General features: G+C 56.7%; 24 protein-coding genes and 2 pseudogenes. 13 read left to right on the plus strand and 13 right to left on the minus strand.

Translation table 11 applies throughout. The annotated features are described in order from the left end of the window. Nucleotides 1-304 precede the first annotated feature (304 nt). The 5 genes and pseudogenes from AC3CHX_RS31840 to AC3CHX_RS31860 form a co-directional block, all read right to left on the minus strand. Nucleotides 305-553, minus strand: coding sequence for a hypothetical protein (locus tag AC3CHX_RS31840; RefSeq protein ID WP_488645190.1), 249 nt, complete (start codon nucleotides 551-553; stop codon nucleotides 305-307). 308 nt (nucleotides 554-861) lie between these two features. After that, the gene (locus AC3CHX_RS31845) at nucleotides 862-1119 is read right to left on the minus strand and encodes a DUF1488 family protein (protein ID WP_488645191.1); all 258 of its coding nucleotides are present in this window, start codon (nucleotides 1117-1119) and stop codon (nucleotides 862-864) included. A gap of 488 nt (nucleotides 1120-1607) precedes the next feature. Beyond that, nucleotides 1608-1730: pseudogene (locus tag AC3CHX_RS31850) on the minus strand (IS5/IS1182 family transposase); the annotation flags it as partial. A gap of 16 nt (nucleotides 1731-1746) precedes the next feature. Beyond that, nucleotides 1747-2475 carry an ROK family protein gene (locus tag AC3CHX_RS31855; RefSeq protein WP_488645421.1) on the minus strand — a complete coding sequence of 243 codons (729 nt, stop codon included), beginning with the start codon at nucleotides 2473-2475 and terminating at the stop codon, nucleotides 1747-1749. Nucleotides 2476-2556: 81 nt separating this feature from the next. Then, complete coding sequence (locus AC3CHX_RS31860) at nucleotides 2557-3480, minus strand: LysR family transcriptional regulator (RefSeq protein ID WP_488645192.1); 924 nt, start codon at nucleotides 3478-3480, stop codon at nucleotides 2557-2559. Between the two features lie 228 nt (nucleotides 3481-3708). Here AC3CHX_RS31860 and AC3CHX_RS31865 point away from each other — a divergent pair, with 228 nt between their 5' ends. The 8 genes and pseudogenes from AC3CHX_RS31865 to AC3CHX_RS31900 form a co-directional block, all read left to right on the plus strand. Then, the gene (locus AC3CHX_RS31865; protein ID WP_488645193.1) at nucleotides 3709-4272 is read left to right on the plus strand and encodes a cytochrome b; all 564 of its coding nucleotides are present in this window, start codon (nucleotides 3709-3711) and stop codon (nucleotides 4270-4272) included. Between the two features lie 34 nt (nucleotides 4273-4306). Beyond that, on the plus strand, nucleotides 4307-4882 hold the full coding sequence (locus AC3CHX_RS31870; RefSeq protein ID WP_488645194.1) for a YceI family protein: 576 nt from the start codon (nucleotides 4307-4309) through the stop codon (nucleotides 4880-4882). Between the two features lie 45 nt (nucleotides 4883-4927). After that, nucleotides 4928-5503, plus strand: coding sequence for a YceI family protein (locus tag AC3CHX_RS31875; protein WP_488645195.1), 576 nt, complete (start codon nucleotides 4928-4930; stop codon nucleotides 5501-5503). A gap of 145 nt (nucleotides 5504-5648) precedes the next feature. Then, on the plus strand, nucleotides 5649-6257 hold the full coding sequence (locus AC3CHX_RS31880; RefSeq protein ID WP_488645196.1) for an FMN-dependent NADH-azoreductase: 609 nt from the start codon (nucleotides 5649-5651) through the stop codon (nucleotides 6255-6257). Between the two features lie 46 nt (nucleotides 6258-6303). Beyond that, complete coding sequence (locus tag AC3CHX_RS31885) at nucleotides 6304-6891, plus strand: NADPH-dependent F420 reductase (protein ID WP_488645197.1); 588 nt, start codon at nucleotides 6304-6306, stop codon at nucleotides 6889-6891. A 128-nt stretch (nucleotides 6892-7019) separates the two neighbouring features. After that, complete coding sequence (locus AC3CHX_RS31890; protein ID WP_488645198.1) at nucleotides 7020-7610, plus strand: NADPH-dependent F420 reductase; 591 nt, start codon at nucleotides 7020-7022, stop codon at nucleotides 7608-7610. An 83-nt stretch (nucleotides 7611-7693) separates the two neighbouring features. Beyond that, on the plus strand, nucleotides 7694-8707 hold the full coding sequence (locus AC3CHX_RS31895; protein ID WP_488645199.1) for a pirin family protein: 1014 nt from the start codon (nucleotides 7694-7696) through the stop codon (nucleotides 8705-8707). 385 nt (nucleotides 8708-9092) lie between these two features. Next, nucleotides 9093-9305 (plus strand): annotated as a pseudogene (locus AC3CHX_RS31900) (recombinase family protein); the annotation flags it as partial. 108 nt (nucleotides 9306-9413) lie between these two features. Here AC3CHX_RS31900 and prs read toward each other — a convergent pair. Continuing rightward, nucleotides 9414-10040, minus strand: a complete 627-nt coding sequence (gene prs / locus AC3CHX_RS31905; protein ID WP_488645200.1) for a ribose-phosphate diphosphokinase — start codon at nucleotides 10038-10040, stop codon at nucleotides 9414-9416. Beyond that, complete coding sequence (locus AC3CHX_RS31910) at nucleotides 10040-11521, minus strand: thymidine phosphorylase family protein (RefSeq protein WP_488645422.1); 1482 nt, start codon at nucleotides 11519-11521, stop codon at nucleotides 10040-10042. The genes prs and AC3CHX_RS31910 overlap by 1 nt, the downstream gene beginning before the upstream one ends. 216 nt (nucleotides 11522-11737) lie before the next feature. Here AC3CHX_RS31910 and AC3CHX_RS31915 point away from each other — a divergent pair, with 216 nt between their 5' ends. After that, complete coding sequence (locus AC3CHX_RS31915) at nucleotides 11738-12250, plus strand: hypothetical protein (protein WP_488645201.1); 513 nt, start codon at nucleotides 11738-11740, stop codon at nucleotides 12248-12250. Nucleotides 12251-12340: 90 nt separating this feature from the next. Here the strand turns inward: AC3CHX_RS31915 and AC3CHX_RS31920 are convergent, their stop codons facing one another. Continuing rightward, nucleotides 12341-12691 (minus strand): DUF5335 family protein, encoded by a 351-nt coding sequence (locus AC3CHX_RS31920; RefSeq protein ID WP_488645202.1) that lies wholly within the window; start codon nucleotides 12689-12691, stop codon nucleotides 12341-12343. Between the two features lie 502 nt (nucleotides 12692-13193). On the opposite strand from AC3CHX_RS31920, the gene AC3CHX_RS31925 reads away from it, so the two are divergent. The 4 genes from AC3CHX_RS31925 to AC3CHX_RS31940 all read left to right on the plus strand — a co-directional run bounded on the left by AC3CHX_RS31925 (nucleotide 13194) and on the right by AC3CHX_RS31940 (nucleotide 14813). After that, a complete protein-coding gene (locus tag AC3CHX_RS31925) occupies nucleotides 13194-13532 on the plus strand; it encodes a metalloregulator ArsR/SmtB family transcription factor (RefSeq protein WP_488645203.1) in 339 nt (112 codons plus the stop codon). Then, nucleotides 13526-13960 (plus strand): YeeE/YedE family protein, encoded by a 435-nt coding sequence (locus AC3CHX_RS31930; RefSeq protein ID WP_488645204.1) that lies wholly within the window; start codon nucleotides 13526-13528, stop codon nucleotides 13958-13960. The genes AC3CHX_RS31925 and AC3CHX_RS31930 overlap by 7 nt, the downstream gene beginning before the upstream one ends. Nucleotide 13961: 1 nt before the next feature. Further along, entirely contained in the window at nucleotides 13962-14393 is a 432-nt protein-coding gene (locus AC3CHX_RS31935; RefSeq protein ID WP_488645205.1) for a DUF6691 family protein, read from the plus strand. Nucleotides 14394-14465: 72 nt separating this feature from the next. Further along, nucleotides 14466-14813: a carboxymuconolactone decarboxylase family protein gene (locus AC3CHX_RS31940; protein ID WP_488645206.1), complete on the plus strand. Its 348-nt coding sequence runs from the start codon at nucleotides 14466-14468 to the stop codon at nucleotides 14811-14813. A gap of 314 nt (nucleotides 14814-15127) precedes the next feature. Here the strand turns inward: AC3CHX_RS31940 and AC3CHX_RS31945 are convergent, their stop codons facing one another. From AC3CHX_RS31945 to AC3CHX_RS31965, 5 genes are all read right to left on the minus strand, one after another. Then, nucleotides 15128-16825: a cation:proton antiporter domain-containing protein gene (locus AC3CHX_RS31945; RefSeq protein ID WP_488645423.1), complete on the minus strand. Its 1698-nt coding sequence runs from the start codon at nucleotides 16823-16825 to the stop codon at nucleotides 15128-15130. A gap of 119 nt (nucleotides 16826-16944) precedes the next feature. Then, nucleotides 16945-17385, minus strand: a complete 441-nt coding sequence (locus AC3CHX_RS31950) for a CBS domain-containing protein (protein WP_488645207.1) — start codon at nucleotides 17383-17385, stop codon at nucleotides 16945-16947. A gap of 49 nt (nucleotides 17386-17434) precedes the next feature. Then, nucleotides 17435-18490, minus strand: coding sequence for a 2-oxoacid:ferredoxin oxidoreductase subunit beta (locus tag AC3CHX_RS31955; protein ID WP_488645208.1), 1056 nt, complete (start codon nucleotides 18488-18490; stop codon nucleotides 17435-17437). Then, nucleotides 18487-20328 (minus strand): 2-oxoacid:acceptor oxidoreductase subunit alpha, encoded by a 1842-nt coding sequence (locus AC3CHX_RS31960; RefSeq protein ID WP_488645209.1) that lies wholly within the window; start codon nucleotides 20326-20328, stop codon nucleotides 18487-18489. Before AC3CHX_RS31960 ends, AC3CHX_RS31955 begins: the two co-directional genes overlap by 4 nt. Further along, nucleotides 20325-22157 carry an FAD-dependent oxidoreductase gene (locus AC3CHX_RS31965; protein WP_488645210.1) on the minus strand — a complete coding sequence of 611 codons (1833 nt, stop codon included), beginning with the start codon at nucleotides 22155-22157 and terminating at the stop codon, nucleotides 20325-20327. The genes AC3CHX_RS31960 and AC3CHX_RS31965 overlap by 4 nt, the downstream gene beginning before the upstream one ends. Nucleotides 22158-22344: the final 187 nt, after the last annotated feature.

The raw sequence follows: 22344 nt of genomic DNA on the forward strand, positions 1-22344 counted from the left end.
TTCTGCTTATCGCTAACGTAGCTGGTCGGTTGCGTGTGTTTGCGCATCCGTTTTGTCGTCGATTCCGGAGCTGTTTCGCCGCCGTCAGTTGGGTCGTTAGCGAAAACAATTCTGCTGCGTCAAAAATAAATCAACACCCCCGTGTTACTGCACATTTTTTTGAGTTGTTACTGCACAGATTTTCTTCGTGCGTTACTGGACATAAAAAAATACGCCTGACCGCCGTTTTTTGCTACGAATTGATCATCCACAACTTGGCGCATGAGCGCGAGATTGTGAGGCCGGTGTGAAAGCCTTGCTACTTCTAACCGAAATACTTGTTTCGCAGATCGGCATCAAATTCTACGAGCCAAGCAGTTTCGTGCCCAGCATCGTAATTTTTAATGTGACCGTAGCGCGCGACGGTGACCGTTCGAACCAACCTACCACGTTCATAGGCTTCGACGCCGAAAACTTCAAATTCTTTTCGGTTGTAATTATGATGCTCGCAGGAGTGCTGAAAACCTTCTTGCTCGTCATACGGAAAACTTTCAAATACTTGCTTTTGGTTCATATATTCGACCAAAACGATGCGACTGTACGTATTGGAGTCGGAAACCAGGGCCGGCGCGTGCATCGAGATCAACCGCTGGTGGTGGACCGATTGCCAGCGTAGAGAATGCCATACGGACCGAATCTGCGGCCGCATTATTGCGCACTGGAAAGGCGACATGACCGAGGGGATCAAGGTGTTATGAGATGACGGGAAAGAGTATCTAACCGACACGATAGATTGTCTCGCGGAGGTGGTCGCAGATGATGCGCCGCCAACCAACTTCGCGCATGAGCGTGAGATTGTGGGGGGGCAACGTGAATAAAAACTTAATGGAAATTTTTTGTTCCCAAAACCATCGGGGATCCAGATACACCAGCCGCAACCATGCGCCTAGCCACGCCATTAATTTGGGCCTCGTGTGCTCGATATGTGTCAAGCAAATCAAGTTTAGGCTCTTGCGATCGGTAGAGGTCTTCAAGTACCTCTCGCGAAACAAGGCACGGATGGTCTACCTGTTCAACTCTCACTGTAAATTTTACGCCTTCGCCTGTTGAGCAAGGGCCTACAAAGGTATTGCCCATCATAATCTCCAAGATATCAAATCAAGAACACTCACAAAGAAAACGTCAAATCCTGTTCTCTCCCCCATAGTACGCTCTCTGCTGGATGGTAGTAAAACGCAGACGTTGCGCATCGCTAAGCCGATTTAAGCAAGCTAGAGCGCTGATCGGAGCCAACTTCGCGCACGTCGAGGAAAGCAAATTTAGAGCGCCAGCACAAGCTGGCAAGAGGTAGTCGATGAAAGTTCGATACAGGAAAGAAATAGCAAATCATCCTGACCCCGAGTCATGCGGAGCGCGTCGTGAGGCGCAATTCGGTCAGACAAACACCGTCCAGTGAATGGGCAGCCAAGGAGATATACTACCAGATGCTCGGTGTGGTGAACTTCGTATTGCCATCAAATGCGGATTAGCGCTTCATCGGTGGCTTTGACTGCTGGCAAGAGAATCGCATTGCCAGATTCATGCGGTTCCACAACGCATCGCTAGGACTTGCTTTTTGATGCATTTCTTCAACACACACAGCGAACGGATTTCGGGCGTCCAGCTTCCAACATCCGATTGAGGACCGCCACGCCGATGGCGGCTTCAGTGCGCTGACCGCTTAGGCAACGCGCCCGCAGTCGCGGACCGATATTGTTGCGATCATTATTAGTTGTCCAGTTTGAGAAATAAGTCGTGATCGGGCGCAAAATTGGCATACAGCGGTAACAAGGCGCCACCTATTGCGCGGGCGTCCGAGCCGATCGTACCGGCTAGTATTGCCGGGCGCGTAACACCTTCCCAATTGTAGTAAGCCAGCGCGGTTTCCACTTCGGCCAGCAGCTTTTCGAGCAATGTGCGATCGCAGGAGCCATCGATAATGACCTGATCCAGATCCAGCAGGCAGGTTGCGCTATTGATCGCCAGTGCGATCGCGCGGGCGGCATCGTCCAGCCAGGCGCTGGTGTGCGTCAGCCACGGTGCTTGCAGTGCGCGCTCGTCAAATGACGCGGCCTCGTCCAGGCCCGCCGCGCTAAACAGTTGCTCCAGCTTGAACAGCGACGCGTCGCTCAACAGTTGCTCGGGCGCGCTGTTACTGCCGTTTTTTGCCAGTCCCAACGGGATCGAGGCAAGTGCGCCGGCATTGCCGTGAATACCGCCGCGCAAGTGACTGTCGATGACCAGTCCGCCGCCGATAAAGGTGTCGACGAACACATACAAGAAACTCTTGATGCTGCGTCCCCTGCCGGCCACCAGTTCAGCAACACAGGCGGCGGCCGTGTCTTTGGCGAACTCCACCGGCAGCTCGGTCATGCCTTGTACGCGCGCGCGGATGTCGATCAGGCTCCATTTGTCGGCCTGTTCGGGGGCGAAGCCAAGCAGGGGGGCACACAGGATTCGGAAAAAATCGGGCGCTAAGCTATTTCATTCGTCTTTGGGGTTTCTAACCCCAAACCGGCGGAATTTGTCCACCCGGAATCAGAGGCATTCGCCATCTGGAAAAGCGTCCCCAGACCAAGCCTTTAAGTGGTCGACGAACCATCTGCCCGCAGGCCCAGGCGGCGCAGATGCCGGATGAAAAGCAGACATCGTCAACATGAAGCCTGTGCGTGGCATGTCATCGACGTCCAGAACTACTAGTGTGCCTGCAGCAATGTCCTGCTCCACCATGTGAAGGGGCATGCTGCCCCACCCAACGCAGTCCTTGAGAAATGCATATTTGGTTGAGAGATCCGCCAGCCGCCAGGTCGATGGGGACAAAACTCCATAGTCCCGGCCAGTCATCAGCTCTGACCGGTCGGTGAGAACGAGCTGCACGTGTTTCGCCAACTCGCGCCTTGGGATCCGGCGGCCAAAACTCGCGAGGGGATGACTCGGTGCCGCCACCATGACCAAGGGAATCTCTCCAAGACGTTCGCTGACCAGCGATGGAAATGCGACTGGTAACGCACCCAAAATGCCCAAGCTGCAACGTCCGTCCAACACGGGCTGGTAACCCGCTCCCAATCCCTCCACAAAAAGCCGCAGCGGGGTCAGGGGAAACCGGCTCACGAACGCCTTCGCTGCTTCCGTGATCGCGGCTGTCGGGAAGAACACGTCGACGACAACCGATAGCTCGGTCTCAAGTCCTGAGGCCATGAGCTTTGCACGTGCTTTCAGCGTGTCCACGCCGGAAACAATGTTGCGGGCGTCGGCGAGTAACAGCACGCCCTCCTGTGTGAGCTTCGGGAAGCGACCCGTGCGGTCGAAGAGCACGACGCCAATCTGAGCTTCCAGGCTATTCACCCAGCCGCTCACGGCCGACTGCACACGGTTGAGCTTCCTGGCCGCGGCCGAGAAGCTGCCCTCATCGACAGCCGCAATGAAAGTTCTGAGTTGATCGAGTGAAACGCCGTCCAGCATAAAGAGTCCTTCCATCCCAAAAACAGATAGGTCACATCGCAATATACCGTCTTTTCAGATTGTAAGGAAGGGGGCAACATGCCAGCACCTACCAACTACTTTCTAACGGATCGGACATGCAACCCCTCCATCTTGACGCCAGCGCCCTCAGCGCAACAAAACGGTAAGCCACCTATCCTCCATCCCGGCATTCACTGTCTGACGACCGATCCCCACCAAGTTACGACCATGGCAACATTCAAAACCAACTCTTCCCGCTACAGCCTCACGGCGATTTTTCTGCATTGGGTACTGGCCCTAGCAATCCTGGGGTTATTTGGCGTCGGCCTGTACATGGCCGACTTGCCTTTCTCCCCTATGCGCCTGAAGCTTTATAACTGGCACAAGTGGGCGGGTGTCATCCTTTTGCTCCTGTCGTTGCTGCGCCTAATGTGGCGTATCACGCACCGTCGCCCAGCATTGCCTGCGCATATAGCCAACGCTATGCCCGCATGGCAGCACTGGTTGCATAACGCCACCCACCACGGGTTGTACGCCCTGTTCTTTGCGGTGCCTCTGATTGGCTGGGCCTACAGCTCGGCGGCGGGGTTTCCCATCGTGGTGTTTGGCGTCTTGCCTTTGCCTGACCTGATGCCAGCAGACAAAGCTTTGTCCCTGCTCATCAAACCTTGGCACGAGATCAGCGCCTTTGCCCTGGTGAGTTTGGCGTTCTTGCATGTCGCTGCAGCTTTCAAACACCAGTGGTTTGACCGCGATGGCCTGATCGGCCGCATGTGGCCCGGCCGTGGCTAAGCCTTCTTTCTTTCCTCTTAATTTTGGAACCGCTATGAATACTTTCCGTTTGCTGATTTCTGTCGCACTGGCCGTCTTCGCCTTGGGCGCTGCGTCGGGTGCCTTCGCCCAGCAAAAGCTGGTAACTGCGCGCAGTGAAATCGTGTTTGTGAGCAAGCAAATGGGCGTGCCGGTAGAAGGCCGCTTCAAAAAGTTTGACGCGCAAATGGCCTTTGACCCCGCCAAGCCCGAGGCCAGCAAGATTGCCTTCACCGTGGACATTGCCAGCGCTACGTTGGGGGTGCCCGAAACCGATGTCGAGTTGCCAAAGGCTACTTGGTTCAACACGGCCAAGTTCCCGCAAGCCACTTTTCAATCCACTGCCATCAAATGCCTGGGCAGCGGCAAGTTTGAAGTACGCGGCAAGCTCAGCATCAAAGGTGCCAGCCGTGATGTTGTCGTGCCGGTGGTATTGGCACAAGCCGGCGCCACCGCCACCGCCACGGGTACGTTTGTGCTGAAACGCCTAGCCTTCAAGATCGGCGAGAACGAGTGGTCTGACACCGCCATGTTAGCTGACGACGTGCAGGTCAAGTTCAAGCTCGTGCTGATCGGCATGAGCAGTTTGTAAATTATTCGGTTTCCCTTCCCACCCAAACCTATCAGGAGTTTTTCTATGCGTACTACCCTCATTGCCGCTGCTTTGGCTGCCACCACTTTTGCAGGCGTTGCCCACGCCGAAGTCGCCACTTATAGCATCGACCCTACTCATACCTTTGTGACGTTCGAGGTCGTTCACTTCGGCACTTCTACCAACCGCGGTCGTTTTGACAAAACAGAAGGCACCGTGCAACTGGACCAAGCTGCCAAGACCGGCAAGGTAGACCTGACCCTGGAAACCGCGTCCATCAATACTGGCACGCCCGCCTTTGACAAACACCTGCAAAGTGGCGACTTCTTTAATTCCGCCAAATTCCCCACCGTGAAATTCGTGGCTGACAAGTTCAGCTTCGGTGGCGACAAGGTCAGCGAAGTGACTGGTCAGCTGACTATGTTGGGCAAGACCAACCCGGTCATGCTCAAAGCCACTAACTTCAACTGCTACGTCAACCCACTGCTTAAGCGTGAAGTGTGCGGCGGCGATTTCGAGACCACCATCCAGCGCACCCAATGGGGCATTGGTTGGGGCTTGAACTATGGCATCTCCGATGCCGTGAAGCTAGTGATCCAGGTCGAAGCGGTCAAGCAGTAAGCCTGACCACTGCCTGAAATACCGCCCCGCATAAAGAACCATATATCCCTAAAACAGATGGTTCACATCTCAATATGCCGTCTTTTCATAAGCTGCTGAAGCGCCCATCATTAAATACACCTCACACCACATTAAAGGTACTGACATGCAACTCCTCCATCTCAATTCCAGCGTCCTCGGCACCGCATCGGTAAGCCGCCAACTGTCTTCCGAAATCGTCGTGCGCCACCAAGTCTTGCACCCCGGCATCCGCGTGTTCTCCCGCGATCTTGCAGCCGATCCGGCCTTGCACCTGTCAGGCGCCCACTTGGCCGCTTTCCAGGGCGCAGTCAGCGAGGACGCAACCATCAACGCGGACATCGTCAAAGGTAACGCCTATATGGATGAGCTCATCGCTGCGGACATTCTGGTCATCGGTACGCCCATGTACAACCTGTCGATCCCAACGCCGCTCAAAGCGTGGATCGACCGCATTGCGGTGGCAGGCAAGACGTTCCGCTATACGGAGAAGGGGCCAGAAGGCTTGCTGACGAACAAGAAGGCCTTCATCGCATCGTCGCGCGGCAGCGTGTATGTGGCGGGAAGCCCGGCGGCAGCGCTGGAGCACCAGGAAAGCTACCTCATCGGCCTGCTGGCCTTCCTGGGCATTTCCGACGTGACGGTCGTGCGCGCAGAAGGCATCGCGTTTGGCCCGGACGCCAAAGAAGCCGCTATAGCACAGGCGCTTGAAGACATCGCGGCCATCACGGCCTGACGACCGCACCCCATCCATACCCATCCACCATTCAAAGGAAATCATCATGACCTATTCCATCATTGGCTCCGGCAACGTCGGTACAGCCCTGGCCCGCCAGTTCGCCCGCAGCGGCATTGCCGTCGTTATCGCGAATACACGGGGACCCGACTCCATCGCAGCGCTGACCGCTGAACTTGGCGATAAAGTCACTGCCATGACGTTGCAAGAAGCACTCAAGGCCGATGTCGTCATCCTGGCTGTGCCGTTCCGTGCGCACCAAGCGGTCGCTGGTGCAGCACCAGACTGGACCGGCAAGATTGTTATCGATGCGATGAACACCTATGGCGTTACGCTCGAGGAGCTCAAAGGCCTAGCCTCCAGCGATGTGGTGGCTTCCGCGTTCCCTGGCGCGAAAGTGGTCAAGACACTCAACCAACTACCCGCGAAGCTGCTGGCGATGAACCCGGCCGAAAACGGTGGACGCCGCGTCATGTTCGTGTCGAGCAACGATGAAGCCGCCTCCGCATCGATCGCCAAATTGGTCGAAGAACTTGGATTCGCGTCCATCGCCCTCGGAAAGATTAATGAAGGCGGCGCCCTGCTGGGAATGGGTGGGCCGTTGATTCTGCAGAACCTCATCAAGCAGAAATAAATCGTTAGCCCTGCGACCGGATGCTTGAGGCCAACGATGGCACCCGGCCACTCGGATCGGCCTGACGCCTCGGAAGGCGCAAACGCTTTCGCATCAGAGCAATTGCTCGCAACCTATTGGGATACAACATGACCTACTCCATTATCGGCTCCGGCAACGTCGGAGCAGCGCTCGCTCGCCAGTTCGCCCGCAGCGGCATCGCTGTCCGCATCGCCAACACGCGGGGCCCCGAGTCCATCGTTGATCTCGCGAAGGAGCTGGGAGAACTGGTTACCGCCACGGCATTGAACGAGGCCCTGGACGCCGACGTGGTGATCTTCGCGGTTCCGTTTGCGGCGCACCGAGCGCTTGCGCAGGCCAGAGCGACCTGGCACGGCAAGATCGTCATTGATGCGATGAACGCACGTGAGGCGACGCCCGAGGAGCTTGGCGGTCTCCAGTCGACCGACGCGGTGGCCCTGTTGCTGCCCGGTGCCAAAGTCGTCAAGACGTTCAACCAGCTTCCTGCGGCGCTCCTGGCCAGCGAGCCGACTCAGGACGGTGGGCGGCGCGTAATGTTCGTGGCGGGTAACGACGAGGGTGCGAATATTGCAATCGCGGCCTTGCTTGAATCGCTCGGCTTCGCACCGATTATCCTCGGGAAAATTGCCGAGGGCGGTAGCCTGCTGCGCTACCGCGGACCCCTGGTTCTGCAGAAGCTCATCAAGCAAAACAGCTGAGCGTCGGGCTACGGCCTACGCATACTGCCAAGACCCGCGCGCACGTCGCTGCGGCTCACTTTCCCCACCTAACCAGAGGAGCAATGATGTCTCCATCCATCATTAAAACCATCATCAAGATTGATCCACTTGGATCTCCCTGGGAGACCATTGATCCTTTTCTCGTCTGCGCGCACCACATTGACGACTACCCCCGGGGAAATGCCGACTTGGGGCCAAATGCATCCATGTCAGGTCATGCGCTGGGGCGTGACATGGAGAGCAAAGACGGCTGGCGCATGTATTTTGGTCGCACCGTACCCGGATTCCCCGCCCATCCGCATCGAGGCTTCGAGACCATCACCATCCTTCGAAAAGGGGTGGTAGACCACTCAGACTCGCTGGGCGCCAGCGCCCGTTTCGGAGAGGGGGATGTGCAGTGGCTTACTGCGGGCCGGGGCATTGTCCACGCCGAAATGTTTCCGTTGCTGGAGCCCGACAGCCCCAATCCCTTTGAGTTGTTTCAGATATGGCTGAACCTGCCTGCGCGCAACAAGATGGTCGAGCCGGATTTTACGATGTTCTGGGCGGAAGACATTCCACGGCACGTGACACGCGGCGGTGACGGGTCCACCGAGGTCTTGTGCATTGTGGGTACGCCGGCCGAAGCTGACGTAAACCTTCCTCCTGCGCCCCCTCCGAATTCGTGGGCCGCTGAACCGACCGCTGACGTAGCCATCTGGACGATCAAGATGGCCCCTGGTGCGCGGTGGACGTTACCGCCTGCCTCTGGGCGCGAGACGCGCAGACAACTGTTCTTCTTCAAGGGGAGCACATTGACCCTCGATGACCAGATCGTCACTCAACAATCAGCGATCGAGGTTCAGTGCACACGGCCCTTCGAGATAGTCAATGGTTCAGAGCCTAGCGAGATTTTGATGCTACAGGGGCGCCCGATTGGAGAGCCCATAGCGCAGGACGGTCCATTTGTCATGAATTCGGCCGACGAAATTCGTCAAGCCTATGCCGATTACCGCCAGACACAGTTTGGAGATTGGGCTTGGCCCAGTAACGCTCCCGTCCACGGACTTGAGAGAAGAAAATTCGCATCGCGTTGAACACAAGTTGCCCACGTCATTGGTCTTAGACAACTCTTCATCGGCAGAGAGCCAAGTATCGCGCTCCCAAGTCGCAGCGAAATCGAATAAAAATAGGTGGCGACTTGGAATCGGAAGCACTCGCGTGGACGAAGTGGGGTAGGCGGTGTATTTGATTGCGCTCCTGATGTGAATGTCATGGACACGAAGTCCGATTTGACGATCCGGAAAACAGCTATCCACGATGGACAGCCGCAGACCACCTTTTGCCTGTCGGAAAACAGGTGTTTTGCAACAGATCGACTGGCGACACCTGGAGCTTACCCGCAAAGGCATGAAAAGTGTACGGAAAACTATGTCGTCATGGTGTAGCATACGACAATCACACTTCATTGGTTTTCCGTACATGCTTGTCGGGTACATGCGGGTTTCGTCCGAGTCGGACCGCCAAAACACCAACTTGCAGCGCGACGCGCTGCAGGCAGTGGGCGTCGATGCCCGGCACCTGTATGAGGATCGTGCGTCCGGTGCCAAGGATGATCGGCCTGGCTTGGCCCAGGCGCTTGAATTCTTGCGACCTGGTGATGTGCTTGTCGTCTGGAAGCTCGATCGCCTCGGCTGTTGGCGCCGATGAATTTTTGACCCACACCGCCGATTTCCACTGACCCATCTCAAAACCTGAGGAATCCTTACCGCATGAAGGTTTGCGAGGCACGGACATGGGGCACTAAATATTGGCAGCCTGGGTCAAAAAGCCATCAGCGGCAACACCGCTGCGCACCTTTTGCAGCACCATATATGGACAGGCTGCTGCTTTAGCCACCTCAGTCACCCACTGTTCGCTTCCCGAGTCCGGACCGAAAATGACCGGCCGATTCACGTTACCGGCAATCCATTTCGCGATTTCCGGCGCTGCATGCACAGCCTTGGTCGCAACAGTGTAGATATCGGATAAAGCATGGTGCCGGTGCAAGTGTGGATCGACGGTAACCAACCAGTCGCAGCAACTGGAAATCAGTCTGGCGAAATGCATTGAGGTTACCCCTTCGCCCTCCTGGAAGCGCGCGTCTTGCCGCATATACGGTAGGTACGGAATGACCAGACCGACACTTCCTGCGCCCAGTTCGCGTGCGATGCAAGCGGCAAAATACAACGCTATGGCCTTCTCATCAGGACGGTCTAGCGCGCATGCAAAAATAACATCACGCCCTTCCACTGGTGACAACAAACGCAGGTAGGATTCACCGTCCGGGAAGCGGCGCATTTGCATGTCGCCGGCATCGCACGGCAGAAACGGCCGCAACTGGGCGACGAATTTCTCATTGCCGGGCAGTGTGAACAGTATCGGGGTCATTACAACTCCTGCAACGAAATCAGATTTTCCTGTGCCTCGGCATAAGCGCGCGCATAAGCCAACTCCCCCGGGGATTCTGCGTGTATTGTGAGATATGGCTGCCCTACCTCTACAGAAACCCCAAGCGGCGTGTGGAACGTGATGCCGGCTGCCGGTGCTTTCGGCGCACCCGCCAGTTTGGCGATACTTGCCAACCGTTGGTTGTCGATTGCGACCACTTCCCCACGATGTAATGCAGTAACCACATGGGTGTACGCCGCCTTTGGCGGCACGCGCAAGCCCCCTTGCGCTTCGCAGATCGCCTGAAATTTATGCCACGCCATGCCGCTCTCCAGCATGCTCAAAGCCAGCGCAAAACCCTGGCCAGGTTGCGCTTTACCACCCAGTTCAAGTACGCCGGCTGCGAGCACTAATGCGCGCTGCCGCAAATCGTCCGGCGCTCCGGCCTCATTTTGCAGCACCGCGAGCACGTCCCACGCTTCCAGCGCCGGTCCGATGCCACGCCCGACCGGCTGTGCGCCGTCGGTCACCATAGTCCGCACCGAAATGCCCAGCGCCGCTCCGACTGCGACCAACCGGCAACTGATTGCATCGGCAGTCTCAACAGATCGGACTTTCGCGGTGCTGCCGACCGGGATATCGATCACAACATGCGTGGAACCGGCTGCGATTTTTTTTGACAAAACAGAAGCGACCAGCAATCCGTCGCTATCCAGTCCAAGCGGGCGCTCCACCCTGATCAACAGATCGTCGGCCGGACTAAGAGATACTGCGCCCCCCCATGCAATGCATCCGCTTTCCCGTTCAACCACCTGCCGAATGCGCGCGATATCCAGCGTGACGGGCGCCAGCGTTTCCATCGTATCCGCAGTGCCGGCAGGCGAGGTAATTGCACGCGATGAAGTCTTCGGAATCAACAGGCCGCATGCTGCCACGATTGGCACAATGAGCAATGTGGTGCGATTGCCGGGCAAACCGCCGACGCAGTGCTTGTCGACCACGATATCGGCATCCCAGTGCAGGCGTTGGCCGGACTCAACCATCGCACGCGTCAGTGAGATCGTCTCCGCCACATCCATGCGATTGCCCGAGCAGGCCGTGATCAATGCCGCCATTTCAATATCGGAGTAACGGCCATCCGCAATATCAAGTATGATCGCGCCTGCACAATCTGCGGAGATCGGTCGTCCGTAAATCTTGGCGCGCACCGATGAGAACGACTGAACCGGCACCGGATGCGTTACCCGCACCTTGTCTCCATCGGAACCGCCAAGCGCATGCCACGCTACCTCCGACAATCCGACATCGTGCAATGCGATCATGGAAAAATGTACAACATTCAACGTCGCGATGATATGCTTATCACCGCGCCACACCTCGACGCGAGACTGCGCTTCGAACCCTTCCGATTTACAAATATGGCAGTCGCTGCGCATGTAAACGACCATTTCCTGATAGGTGTCGATTCCCAGGCGCCGCATACGCAAATCATTGATGACATTGCTGCCTGATTTGTGTTCAGTGATGTGCTTGTCGCGGTCAGAGCGGTTGTTTTTCACAGTAGTTCTGCGTTTTCAAAATAGTCTGGCGGGCGCCAACACTAGCGCGGTATTTCTTGAACGGACTTAATAACGGATTGCACCGGCAATAGGAGGCTCGCCAAGCGCTATAAACGTCCACTTAGGCGGAGCCAAAAAATGCAACAGTCGGGAATGCATATTCTATCTATCGGTATGAGGCGAGAAGGCAGCGAAACGATCCGGCCTACTGCGTCTTTGAATACCCCCACTTCAGAACAGTGTGACTCCTTGAATAGCTTAGCTAATTGTTCCGGATTAAAAATTGCAATGTCAGAAGATGCTGTAACAGAAAGCAGACAACAAACCATTTTTGAACTGAGCTCTTTGTTATGCCTTCGCCTTCTTCTTATTGTGGTGATCTACCCCGCGCCCTGCCCCGACGGCTTTGCCGTGGCATATGCGGCCTGGCGCAAATTTGGCGGCAGTGCGAGCTATCTGCCAGCGCATGGCCAGAACTTCGGCAGGTACATCTACGAGAAAAACGGAACGCTCGCGCTTTTGTGGCGCATCAAGGGCGGGCTGCTGTATGCCAGCATGCGCTCGGCCAACGACGTGGCCTTAGGGGCACTCGCGAAACAGCATGGCGGCGGCCATCAAAACGCCGCAGTGTTCCAGCTCGACATCAAGTAACCTGAGGCGCAGGAGTTCATGCAGCGGTACCTTTTCAGCTAAACGTTATTCGACTGCGCTTTTTTTAGAGGCTGTTTTTCCTTTGAAATATCAAGACCTGGCAGGTACCGATAGTACAAGCGGATCTCGTAGACGAATGATGTGCTGTACGTCATCCTCATCGGTGACGCTGATGCTGAGCAACTCAACACCCCTCTCATCCACATGTATCGTCTTTGGCCGGTGAATCATGTGGTTGAGACCTTCCAGCCCGACCTCGAGGATATTGCTTCTGGGCTCGTAGACCACGCCGAGCATAGGAACCCATTCTGCAGCTATTTGATCGCCGAGATTCAAGCTGGTCACCTCGATCTCGGCGCGTTTCCGATCCAGCCCTCCAAATTTTGAAACACCGTCAAAAAATGATTTCCATTCTTCTTTTTTTATGGCGCGAGTAGTCATGATTCATACTCCATAAAGTAAAAAACGTGTGCAGGCGGCAATAACATCGACGAACGCCGGGCGCTGCAAGCGATGGAATCGCCCTTTGGACACCGACATATGATAAGACTCCGCAAATACTTCTTGCCTTGATGCCAATCAAAAATCTCATTGCTAGTGGTCCACGGTACGTCTTCAAGTTAGTCATCCAAGTAAGCAATTGATGAATACGGTTACTTTTCATTGGATCCCATGCCGACAATCCAGCGACTCATTTTCATGATAATCCGGGCACGTCTGCCGCTTTTGATATAGATCAAAGTTGGCGAAATAGGCAATGCTAGGCTGAAAAAATGACGATGCACGAGATGATGCAGGACGTGCGCGGCATGGACACGTCGCGGTGTAGAAGAACGCTTGAATGGTGGGCGGCATCAAAGGTCTCCGTGGATATAAAAAAATTCTGTTCGCATTTAATATATAATATTATATATTATAAATAAATGAATTGTAGTCACGATATATGAACGAAAGCCCTTCCACCATTGACCCTGAGACCATGCGGGCCGCTGCGACGCAAGCCTGCGCGCTGCTCAAGGTGCTGGCAAATCCAGACCGGCTGCTACTGATGTGCCAGCTGTCCCAAGGCGAGTTATGTGTGAATGAACTGGAGGAGCGACTCGGCATACGGCAGCCAACTCTTTCCCAGCAACTCGGCGTGCTTCGTGAAACCGGCCTGGTCGCAACGCGGCGGGATGGCAGGAGCATCTTCTATTCCATTGCGAGCAAGGAAGCGATTGCCGTGATGGGGGTTCTATATGAGCAGTTCTGCGCCAATGTCAAACAGGAGGCGACATGTTGATGGACCTAGGGAGTTTCACGCCCGGCTTATCGCTGGCCGGTGGACTCGTTATTGGCGCGGCGGCGGCCGTGCTCTTTCTCTTCAACGGCCGTATCGCCGGGATTAGCGGCATCCTCGGAGGACTGCTGAGCTTGCCGCGCAATGACATGGCATGGCGCATAACCTTCCTCGCCGGACTAGTCGGCGCCCCAATCCTCGCGAGCGCGTTCGGCAATCCGGCGACTCCCGAGATTCAGGCCGGCTGGGGTGAAACCCTCATCGCGGGCTTTCTCGTTGGCCTCGGGACCCGCTATGCCAGTGGATGTACGAGCGGGCATGGTGTCTGCGGCATCTCTCGCGGCGCCATTCGGTCGCTGGTCGCCACGGCGACCTTCATGGCGGCGGGCTTCGTGACCGTCTTCGTGCGACGACACCTGATTGGAGGCTGAAATGAGCGCCGTCACTGCATTGCTGGCTGGCCTGCTCTTCGGCATCGGCCTTATGGTTTCCGGCATGGCCAACCCGGCAAAGGTCCTTGGCTTCCTCGACCTGGCAGGTCGCTGGGACCCGTCACTGGCGTTCGTGATGGCCGGTGCGATCGCCATTGGCTCGCTCGCGTTCTTCATTGCCAAACACCGCAAGCGCTCGCTCCTGGGATTGCCCGTCCAGCTCCCCGCCAATGCCGAGGTAACGCCGAGGCTGGTTCTGGGAAGCGCAGCATTCGGCATCGGGTGGGGCCTTGCAGGCTTCTGTCCAGGTCCTGCGCTGGTTGCCTTGGGCGCTGGCTATCCGAAGGCGTGGGGCTTTGTTGCCGCCATGGTGGGCGGTATGTTCGTCTTCGAGATGGTCGAGCGGGTGAAATCGAGTTGGCAGCAGGCTTAACTCGCCGGGCAAGACAACCGGCAGTGCAGGCAGCACTGGATAATTTTTGACTTACCAACCAAAGGAGCGGACATGAGCAGCATTCCAGACTACAAAGAGCTGACCAAAGAGGTCGCGGCCAAGATGCGCGGCTTGCGGCAATCACAGCCAGACTTGATGGCGGCATTTAGCCAGTTGGCTGCAGCTGGCACTCAAGAGGGGGCGCTGAGCAAGAAGACGCGGGAATTGGTGGCGTTAGGCATTGCGGTAGCCTGCCGTTGCGATGACTGCATCGGCTTTCACGTGCAGACTATTGTCAAATTAGGGACAACGCGAGCTGAGATAGAAGAAGTGCTGGGAACGGCCGTATATATGGGGGGAGGCCCCTCCATGATGTATGCCGCGCATGCGTTGAAAGCATTCGAAGAGTTCTCGGAGTAGCGTTCGCATCAGGGAGAAGAATCGACACTCGCGCATTCCCTTGCTCATCGCCACAAGACGCCATCAGCTTGGGCTGGCGCTGAACTATCGCAGCCGTACTCTGACCTACCATTTTCACGCATCAATAACACAGCGGATTGGAAGCAGAGATAGCTAATATTTCGGTTTTTGCCATAATATTGACGAGTCCGTTTGACTGTTTCTTTGCGGGTATTGCGCCGTCCGCCTGACCGTCGGCCAGCACCCTATATTACGCATTATTGCCACATGATCGGGTATCCGCCACCGCCATCATCAGTGATTCGGTACCGGGGTCATCCCTGTGGGGTAAAGCGTTCCAGAACATGGCTTGCCATGCCCTTGGCCAACTCTTCCTCGCCATAGAAGACTGTGCCGATTCCCTCATTGCGCAGCAATAGTGATTCGTTCTCGCTATGCGTGCGCAGCACGATCTCAATGTCTGGGTTGACGGTGCGCGCGGTGTCGGCGATTTGTCGAACGTTGAGTGTATCGGGCGTGGCAACAACCAGCATAGCCGCGTCAGCAATATGCGCCTGGATCAATACCGCCGGATCGGCGGCATTCCCTGAAACAGCGACCATCCCTTTCTTACGCAAGTCTTCGACCAGTTCACGGTTCTGTTCCGCGACCACATACGGGATGCTACGTGCATCCAGCGCCTTCGCAATGCGGCGTCCAACCCGGCCATAACCCACAAGGACAACTTGTCCTTCGAGGTACTTGCGCTCGGTGCTCATGGGCAGCTCGGCATAAGGGTCTTGCCGCTGTTCCAGACGGCGGGCCAGTTCAGAGTGTTTGAGCACCGAACGCCGGAATGGCTCAATCGCTGCAAACAGAAATGAGTTCATTGCAATCGAGATCAGCACACCAGCAAGCACCAGACTCATGCCCTCGGCGGGCAACAATCCGAGTGACAAACCTAAACCAGCCAGAATGATAGAGAACTCCCCGATCTGCCCCAAACTCGCAGCAACCGTCAATGCAGTGTTGAGCGGATAGCGAAACGCGATTACTAGCAATACCGCAGCGAGTGAGTTGCCGAAAATGATGATGGCGACCACGCCCAGCACATGGATGGGCTCCTGGACCAGAATCATGGGGTCAAACAACATGCCCACCGACACAAAAAACAGCACCGAAAAGGCATCGCGCAGTGGCAAAGACTCTTCCGCTGCGCGGTGGCTGAACTCGGATTCGCGCATTACCGTGCCGGCGAAGAATGCGCCGAGCGCAAACGACACGCTGAACAGGGCCGCCGCACCGTAGGCAATACCGATCGCTGTCGCGACCACGGATAGGGTGAACAGCTCGCGTGAGCCGGTGCGCTCCACCTGCCACAACATCCAGGGCAACACGCGACGCCCGACAATCAGCATCAGGGCGATGAAGGCCGAAACCTGTAACAGTGTTTGCCCGATGGTCGCCCAAAGAGGTTTAGCGTCTGCGACGTGGGCCGTTGTGCCGCCAAGGACACCCGCGAGCGGGGGCAGCAGCACCAAAACCAGCACAGTGGCCAGATCCTGAACAACCAGCCAACCAACGGCGATGCGTCCATTCATCGTGTCGAGCAGACTCCGGGCTTCAAGCGACTTGAGCAACACCACGGTACTGGCGCAGGACAGCGACAACCCGAGAATCAGCGCACTCCCAAAACGCCAGCCCCACCACCAGGCCATGAACGTGCCCAGCAGCGTTGCCGCTCCCATTTGCGCCACCGCACCGGGCACGACAATGCGCTTGACCGCGAACAGATCATTAGGCGAGAAATGAAGCCCGACACCAAACATCAGCAACATGATGCCAATCCCCGACAACTGGGAGGCGATATGTACGTCGGCCACAAAGCCAGGCGACGCCGGGCCGATAATGATGCCCGCAACGAGGTAGCCTACCAGCGCCGGCACCTTAATCCGTTCAGCAATGAAACCAAGGATCAAAGCAACGCCGAAACCGGCGGCAATGGTGGTGATCAGAGAAATGTTGTGATCCATCCAGTCGATAGGTTCTTTTTCTGCCATGTTTCGCTCAAAAACGGAGAGCCGCAGATTGCCTACCGCCATGCGGTTTCCATCCGCAACCTCCGTGCACCCAGGATCTTGAAACGCCTTCTTTAACCCAACGCGTCATTCACCTGATCGTTAAACTCGGCCAAGTTTATCGCGTTGCCAACTTCGCGTGGCAACGCGTCGCGCACCGAGAATACACCCAAAATCTTGGATGCAGGCGAGATAATGGGCAGGTGTCTGAAACCGTGCTCAATCATGATCAGAACGGCGTCGGACACTTTCATGTCGGGCCCCACGCATTGCGGGTCGTGCGTCATCACGTCGGACACGCAGGTCGTTTGCGGATTGAGTGCCTTGGCCAGCACGCGCGTCATCAGATCACGTTCGGTCAGAATCCCCAATAGGGTCCCCGCGGTGTCAATAATGAGCACGCTACCGCAATTGGCCTTGGTCATGACGCAGGCGGCCTCCCACACGCTGGCATGGGATGACAGACTCACCACGTGGCGCTGGGACATGGATTGAAAAACAGTACGTTCAACCATGCTGAAAATCCTCCCTCAAATCGTGCCAAAAAACGCAAACTTCCCCTGCCTACCGCAGCGACGCGTTAACCTCTTCCAGAACCCCCGAGCCGGGACAAAGCTCACTTTCGTTCAGAGCATGGAGAGGCGTATCAGTGGTATTGAGCGACGTGTGCAAATCGGTCGCAACCGGATCGATATACAACAGCCCCGTCACCACTTCGCCGCGCGCCTGGTGGGCGTTGATGTAGCTCAGCGCGGCGTACCGATCGGTAGGGTCGTAGTCCGTGTGCAGCTTACGCAGGCGCAGCCTGGAGCCATCATGCTGCTGTACTTCGATCACTTCCCCTGCGACGTAATCGGCGGTGATCTCGCTGTGCTCCGTCATGAAATCGATGCGGCTCACCGCCTCATTGTGCTCGCGTACATAGTCGTAACTCTTGGTGCTGCCACCATGGTTATTGAAGGTGACACAAGGGCTGATGATATCAATGAAAGCGGCCCCGCCATGTTCGATTGCACCCTTGATGAGTGGCACGAGTTGCGCCTTGTCTCCCGAGAAACTGCGTGCAACATAGGTGGCACCCAGCTGCAGGGCTAGCCCAACCAGATCAATGGGGTTATCGCGGTTCACGACACCCTTCTTGCTTTTGGATCCCCTGTCTGCCGTGGCGGAAAACTGTCCCTTGGTCAGGCCATAGACCCCGTTATTCTCGACTATATAGGCCATACATACGCCCCGCCGCATGGCATTGGCAAATTGCCCGAGCCCGATCGATGCTGAATCGCCGTCACCGGAGATACCAAGGTACAACAGATCGCGGTTAGCAAGATTGGCGCCTGTCAGTACCGAGGGCATGCGCCCATGTACCGTGTTGAAACCGTGCGATGCGCCCAAAAAATAATCCGGTGTCTTGGAGCTGCAACCAATGCCAGAGAGCTTGGCAACGCGGTGCGGCTCAATGTCAAGCTCCCAGCAGGCTTGGATGATAGCCGCCGAGATGGAGTCGTGGCCGCAGCCCGCGCACAAGGTCGAGATGCGCCCCTCGTAATCACGCCGGGTGTAACCGACCTTATTGGTGGTGAGCGAGGGATGGTGCAGTTTCGGCTTGACGAGATAGGTCATGCTGCCTCCTTTTGCACGGGAGTTATTCCAGCCGCGGCCCTCAGGTTCTTGTTGATGACATCGGTGATGAAGCGCGCGGTAATGGGTGTGCCGTCATAGTGCAGCACCTTGACCAACTGCGCCGGGTCGATGGCAAGCTCGTTGACGAGCAGAGAGTGCATCTGAGCGTCGCGGTTTTGTTCCACCAAGAACACCTTGTCATGTTCGGCGATGAATTGGTTGACTGACTCGGGAAACGGAAATGCACGCAAGCGCAAGGCATCCAGATCAATCCCATCTTTCGTGAGCACGTCGAGCGCTTCGTTCATGGCCGGGCTCGTCGAGCCAAAGTAAATCACGCCCAAGCGTGTGCCGCGCGCGGCTTTTCGCAACACCGGCTGCGGCACGAGGTCGGCCGCCGTTTTGAACTTCCTGAGTAACCGCTCCATGTTGTAGATGTAGTCTGGCCCGCGCTCGGAATAGCGCGCATAGGGGTCGCGCGTCGTGCCGCGCGTGAAAAAACTGCCCTTGGTAGGGTGCGCGCCGGGCAGCGTGCGCCATGGGATACCATCGCCGTCCACGTCCTTGTAACGACCGAAATCCTTGCCCGCTTCGAGTTCTGCCGTCGTCATGACCTTGCCGCGGTCGTATTGCCGCGCGTCGTCCCACACAAAGGGCTTACACAGGCGCTGATTCATGCCGATGTCGAGGTCGGTCATCACGAAGATGGGCGTTTGCAGGCGGTCAGCCAGGTCCAGCGCTGCAGCCGCATGCTCAAAACACTCATGGGGGTCTTCCGGGAATAGGAGGACGTGCTTGGTGTCGCCATGCGAGGCATAGGCGCATGCGAGCAAATCCGATTGTTGCGTGCGCGTTGGCATGCCGGTGGATGGTCCGCCACGCTGTACATCGATAATAGTGACCGGTATTTCGGCGAAATAAGCCAGACCGATGAATTCGGTCATCAACGAGATGCCGGGTCCTGACGTGGCGGTGAAGGCCCGCGCACCGTTCCATCCCGCGCCGACCACCATGCCAATGGAGGCCAATTCGTCTTCGGCTTGCACGATGGCGAACTTATGCTGCCCGGTCCCGGGCTCTACCCGGTACTTGTCACAATACTTCTGGAAGGCCTCGGGTACCGACGACGACGGCGTAATCGGATACCAGGCCGCCACCGTCGCACCGCCGTACACACAACCGAGCGCTGCCGCACTGTTGCCGTCGGTGAAAATCTGATTGCCCACCTTATCGGCGCGCCGCACTCGGATGCCCAGCGGCGCGCGAAGGTGGGTCTTGACGTAATCGCTTCCCAGATGCAGCGCGCGCACGTTGGATTCGAGCAGCATCTCCTTGCCCAGGTACTGCTCGGCAAAGAGCTTCTCGAACACTTCAGCGTCGACATCGAGCAGCACGGACAATGCGCCCACGTAAATGATGTTCTTGAACAGCTGCCGCTGGCGCGGGTCGGAATAGGCCGCATTGCTGATTTCTGTCAGTGGCATGCCAATGACCTCGATATCCTTGCGGAACTTGGACTCAGGAATGGGCCGGGTGCTGTCATAGAACAGGTATCCTCCGCTCTCGATCTCGGCGACATCTGCATCCCAGGTCTGCGGGTTCATGGCGACCATCATGTCCACGCCGCCACGCCGGCCCAGGTAGCCTTTCTCGCAAACGCGCGCCTCATACCAGGTGGGCATGCCCTGGATGTTGCTAGGGAAGATATTGCGCGGACTCACGGGCACGCCCATACGCAAGATGGCCTTGGCGAACAATTCGTTGGCGGAGGCAGAACCTGAACCGTTGACGTTGGCGAACTTGATGACAAAGTCATTGACAGCTTCAATGCGTTTCATTCGGCCTCCGTTGTATGGTGAACCGTTTTTCCGTCACGGCACTTCGGTCCGGCCTGTGTGATGTCCAACAAGTATTTTTGCATATCCCACGCCCCAGTGGGGCAGCGCTCTGCACACAGACCACAGTGCAGACAGACGTCTTCATCCTTGACCATCACATGACCCGTTTTCAACTCGGCAGACACGTAGAGGTCTTGCGTCACATTCCTTGCGGGTGCCTTCAGGCGCATTCGCAAGTTCTCCTCATCGCCGTTGGTGGTGAAAGTGATGCAATCCATGGGACAGATATCCACGCATGCATCGCATTCAATGCAGGTTTGTCGGTTGAATACTGTCTGGACATCGCAGTTCAGGCAGCGGCTCGCTTCCTTGAAAGCGGTCGCGGCATCAAAGCCCAGTTCCACTTCCACCCGTATGCTCGCCAGCGCCAGTTCGGCCTTGGCCCATGGCACCCTGAAGCGGGTGTCCGCCGACACGTCGTTCTTATAGCTCCACTCATGGATACCCATCTTGGTCGACATCAGGTTGGTCGTTGGCGGCGGACGATGACGAATGTCTTCTCCATGCAGAAAACGGTCAATCGACACTGCCGCCTCATGGCCATGTGCCACCGCGGTGATGATGTTCTTGGGGCCGTAGGCCGAGTCGCCGCCAAAAAACACCTGGGCAAGCGTGGACTGAAACGTGTCCTTCACCAGAACTGGCAAGCCACGCTTGTCAAATTCGATGCCTGCATCGCGCTCGATCCAGGGAAAGACGTTTTCCTGACCCACAGCGATCAAGACCGTGTCGCATTCGACCAGCACATTCGCGTCGCCAGTCGGCACCAGGCTGCGTTTGCCTTTGTCGTCATAGACCGCCATGACGATCTCAAAGCGCATGCCGGTGAGCTTGCCGTCCACATGTTCGAAGGACTTGGGCGCATGGAAGTTCAGAATGGGAATACCTTCATGCAGCGCGTCCTCCTTTTCCCAGGGCGACGCTTTCATTTCATCAAAGCCACTGCGCACGATCACCTTCACATCCGTGCTGCCGAGGCGTCGGGCCGAGCGGCAGCAGTCCATTGCCGTGTTGCCTCCACCTAAAACAATGACCCGCTTGCCGATACCTGTGAGATGGCCAAAGGACACCGATGCCAGCCAGTCGATGCCGATGTGGATGTTCTCGCTGATCTCCTTGCGTCCAGGAATATCCAGGTCACGCCCGCGGGGCGCGCCGCAGCCTACAAAAACAGCGTCATACCCTTGCGCCAACAGGCGACGCATGGAATCGATCCGCTGGCCGCTCTTGAAATCGACACCCAGATCCAGGATGTAACCCGTTTCCTCGTCGATTACTGACTCCGGCAAGCGAAACCGTGGAATCTGCGTGCGGATAAATCCGCCGGCCTTGGCCTCGCCATCGAATACAGTCACCTGATAGCCGAGGGGGGCGAGATCGCGCGCCACCGTAAGCGAGGCTGGCCCCGCGCCCACGCAGGCGATGCGCTTCCCGTTTTTCGCTGCAACGACGGGCATGCGGCTCTTTACGTCTTCCTTATTGTCAGCGGCCACTCGCTTGAGGCGGCAGATCGCCACCGGTTCAGGATGCTCACCGTTGCTCTCCTCTGCCCTACCCCGACGGCAGGCAGGCTCGCAGGGGCGGTCACAGGTGCGTCCGAGTATGCCAGGAAAAACGTTCGACACCCAGTTGACCATGTAAGCGTCATCGTAGCGGCCCTGCCCTATCAGGCGGATGTACTCTGGGACCGGGGTGTGGGCCGGACAGGCCCATTGGCAATCGACGACTTTGTGAAAATAGGCCGGATCGGTGGTATTGGTAGGTTGCAACGCTATCTCCCGTTACTCCTGCCGACTGCGGCAGCGGCAGTAGATACACAAACGGCGCCCCATCGGTGGGGAAACAAATTTCTCGCGCCGCTCTGGCCCAAGGCAAGCGAGTGATATCTCGCTTATGCTTTCTTGGAATTACCCACACATTCTAGTCCTTCCAAATCCGAAATTACCTTTCATTTTT

The organism is Glaciimonas sp. OK215 (assembly GCF_057787885.1).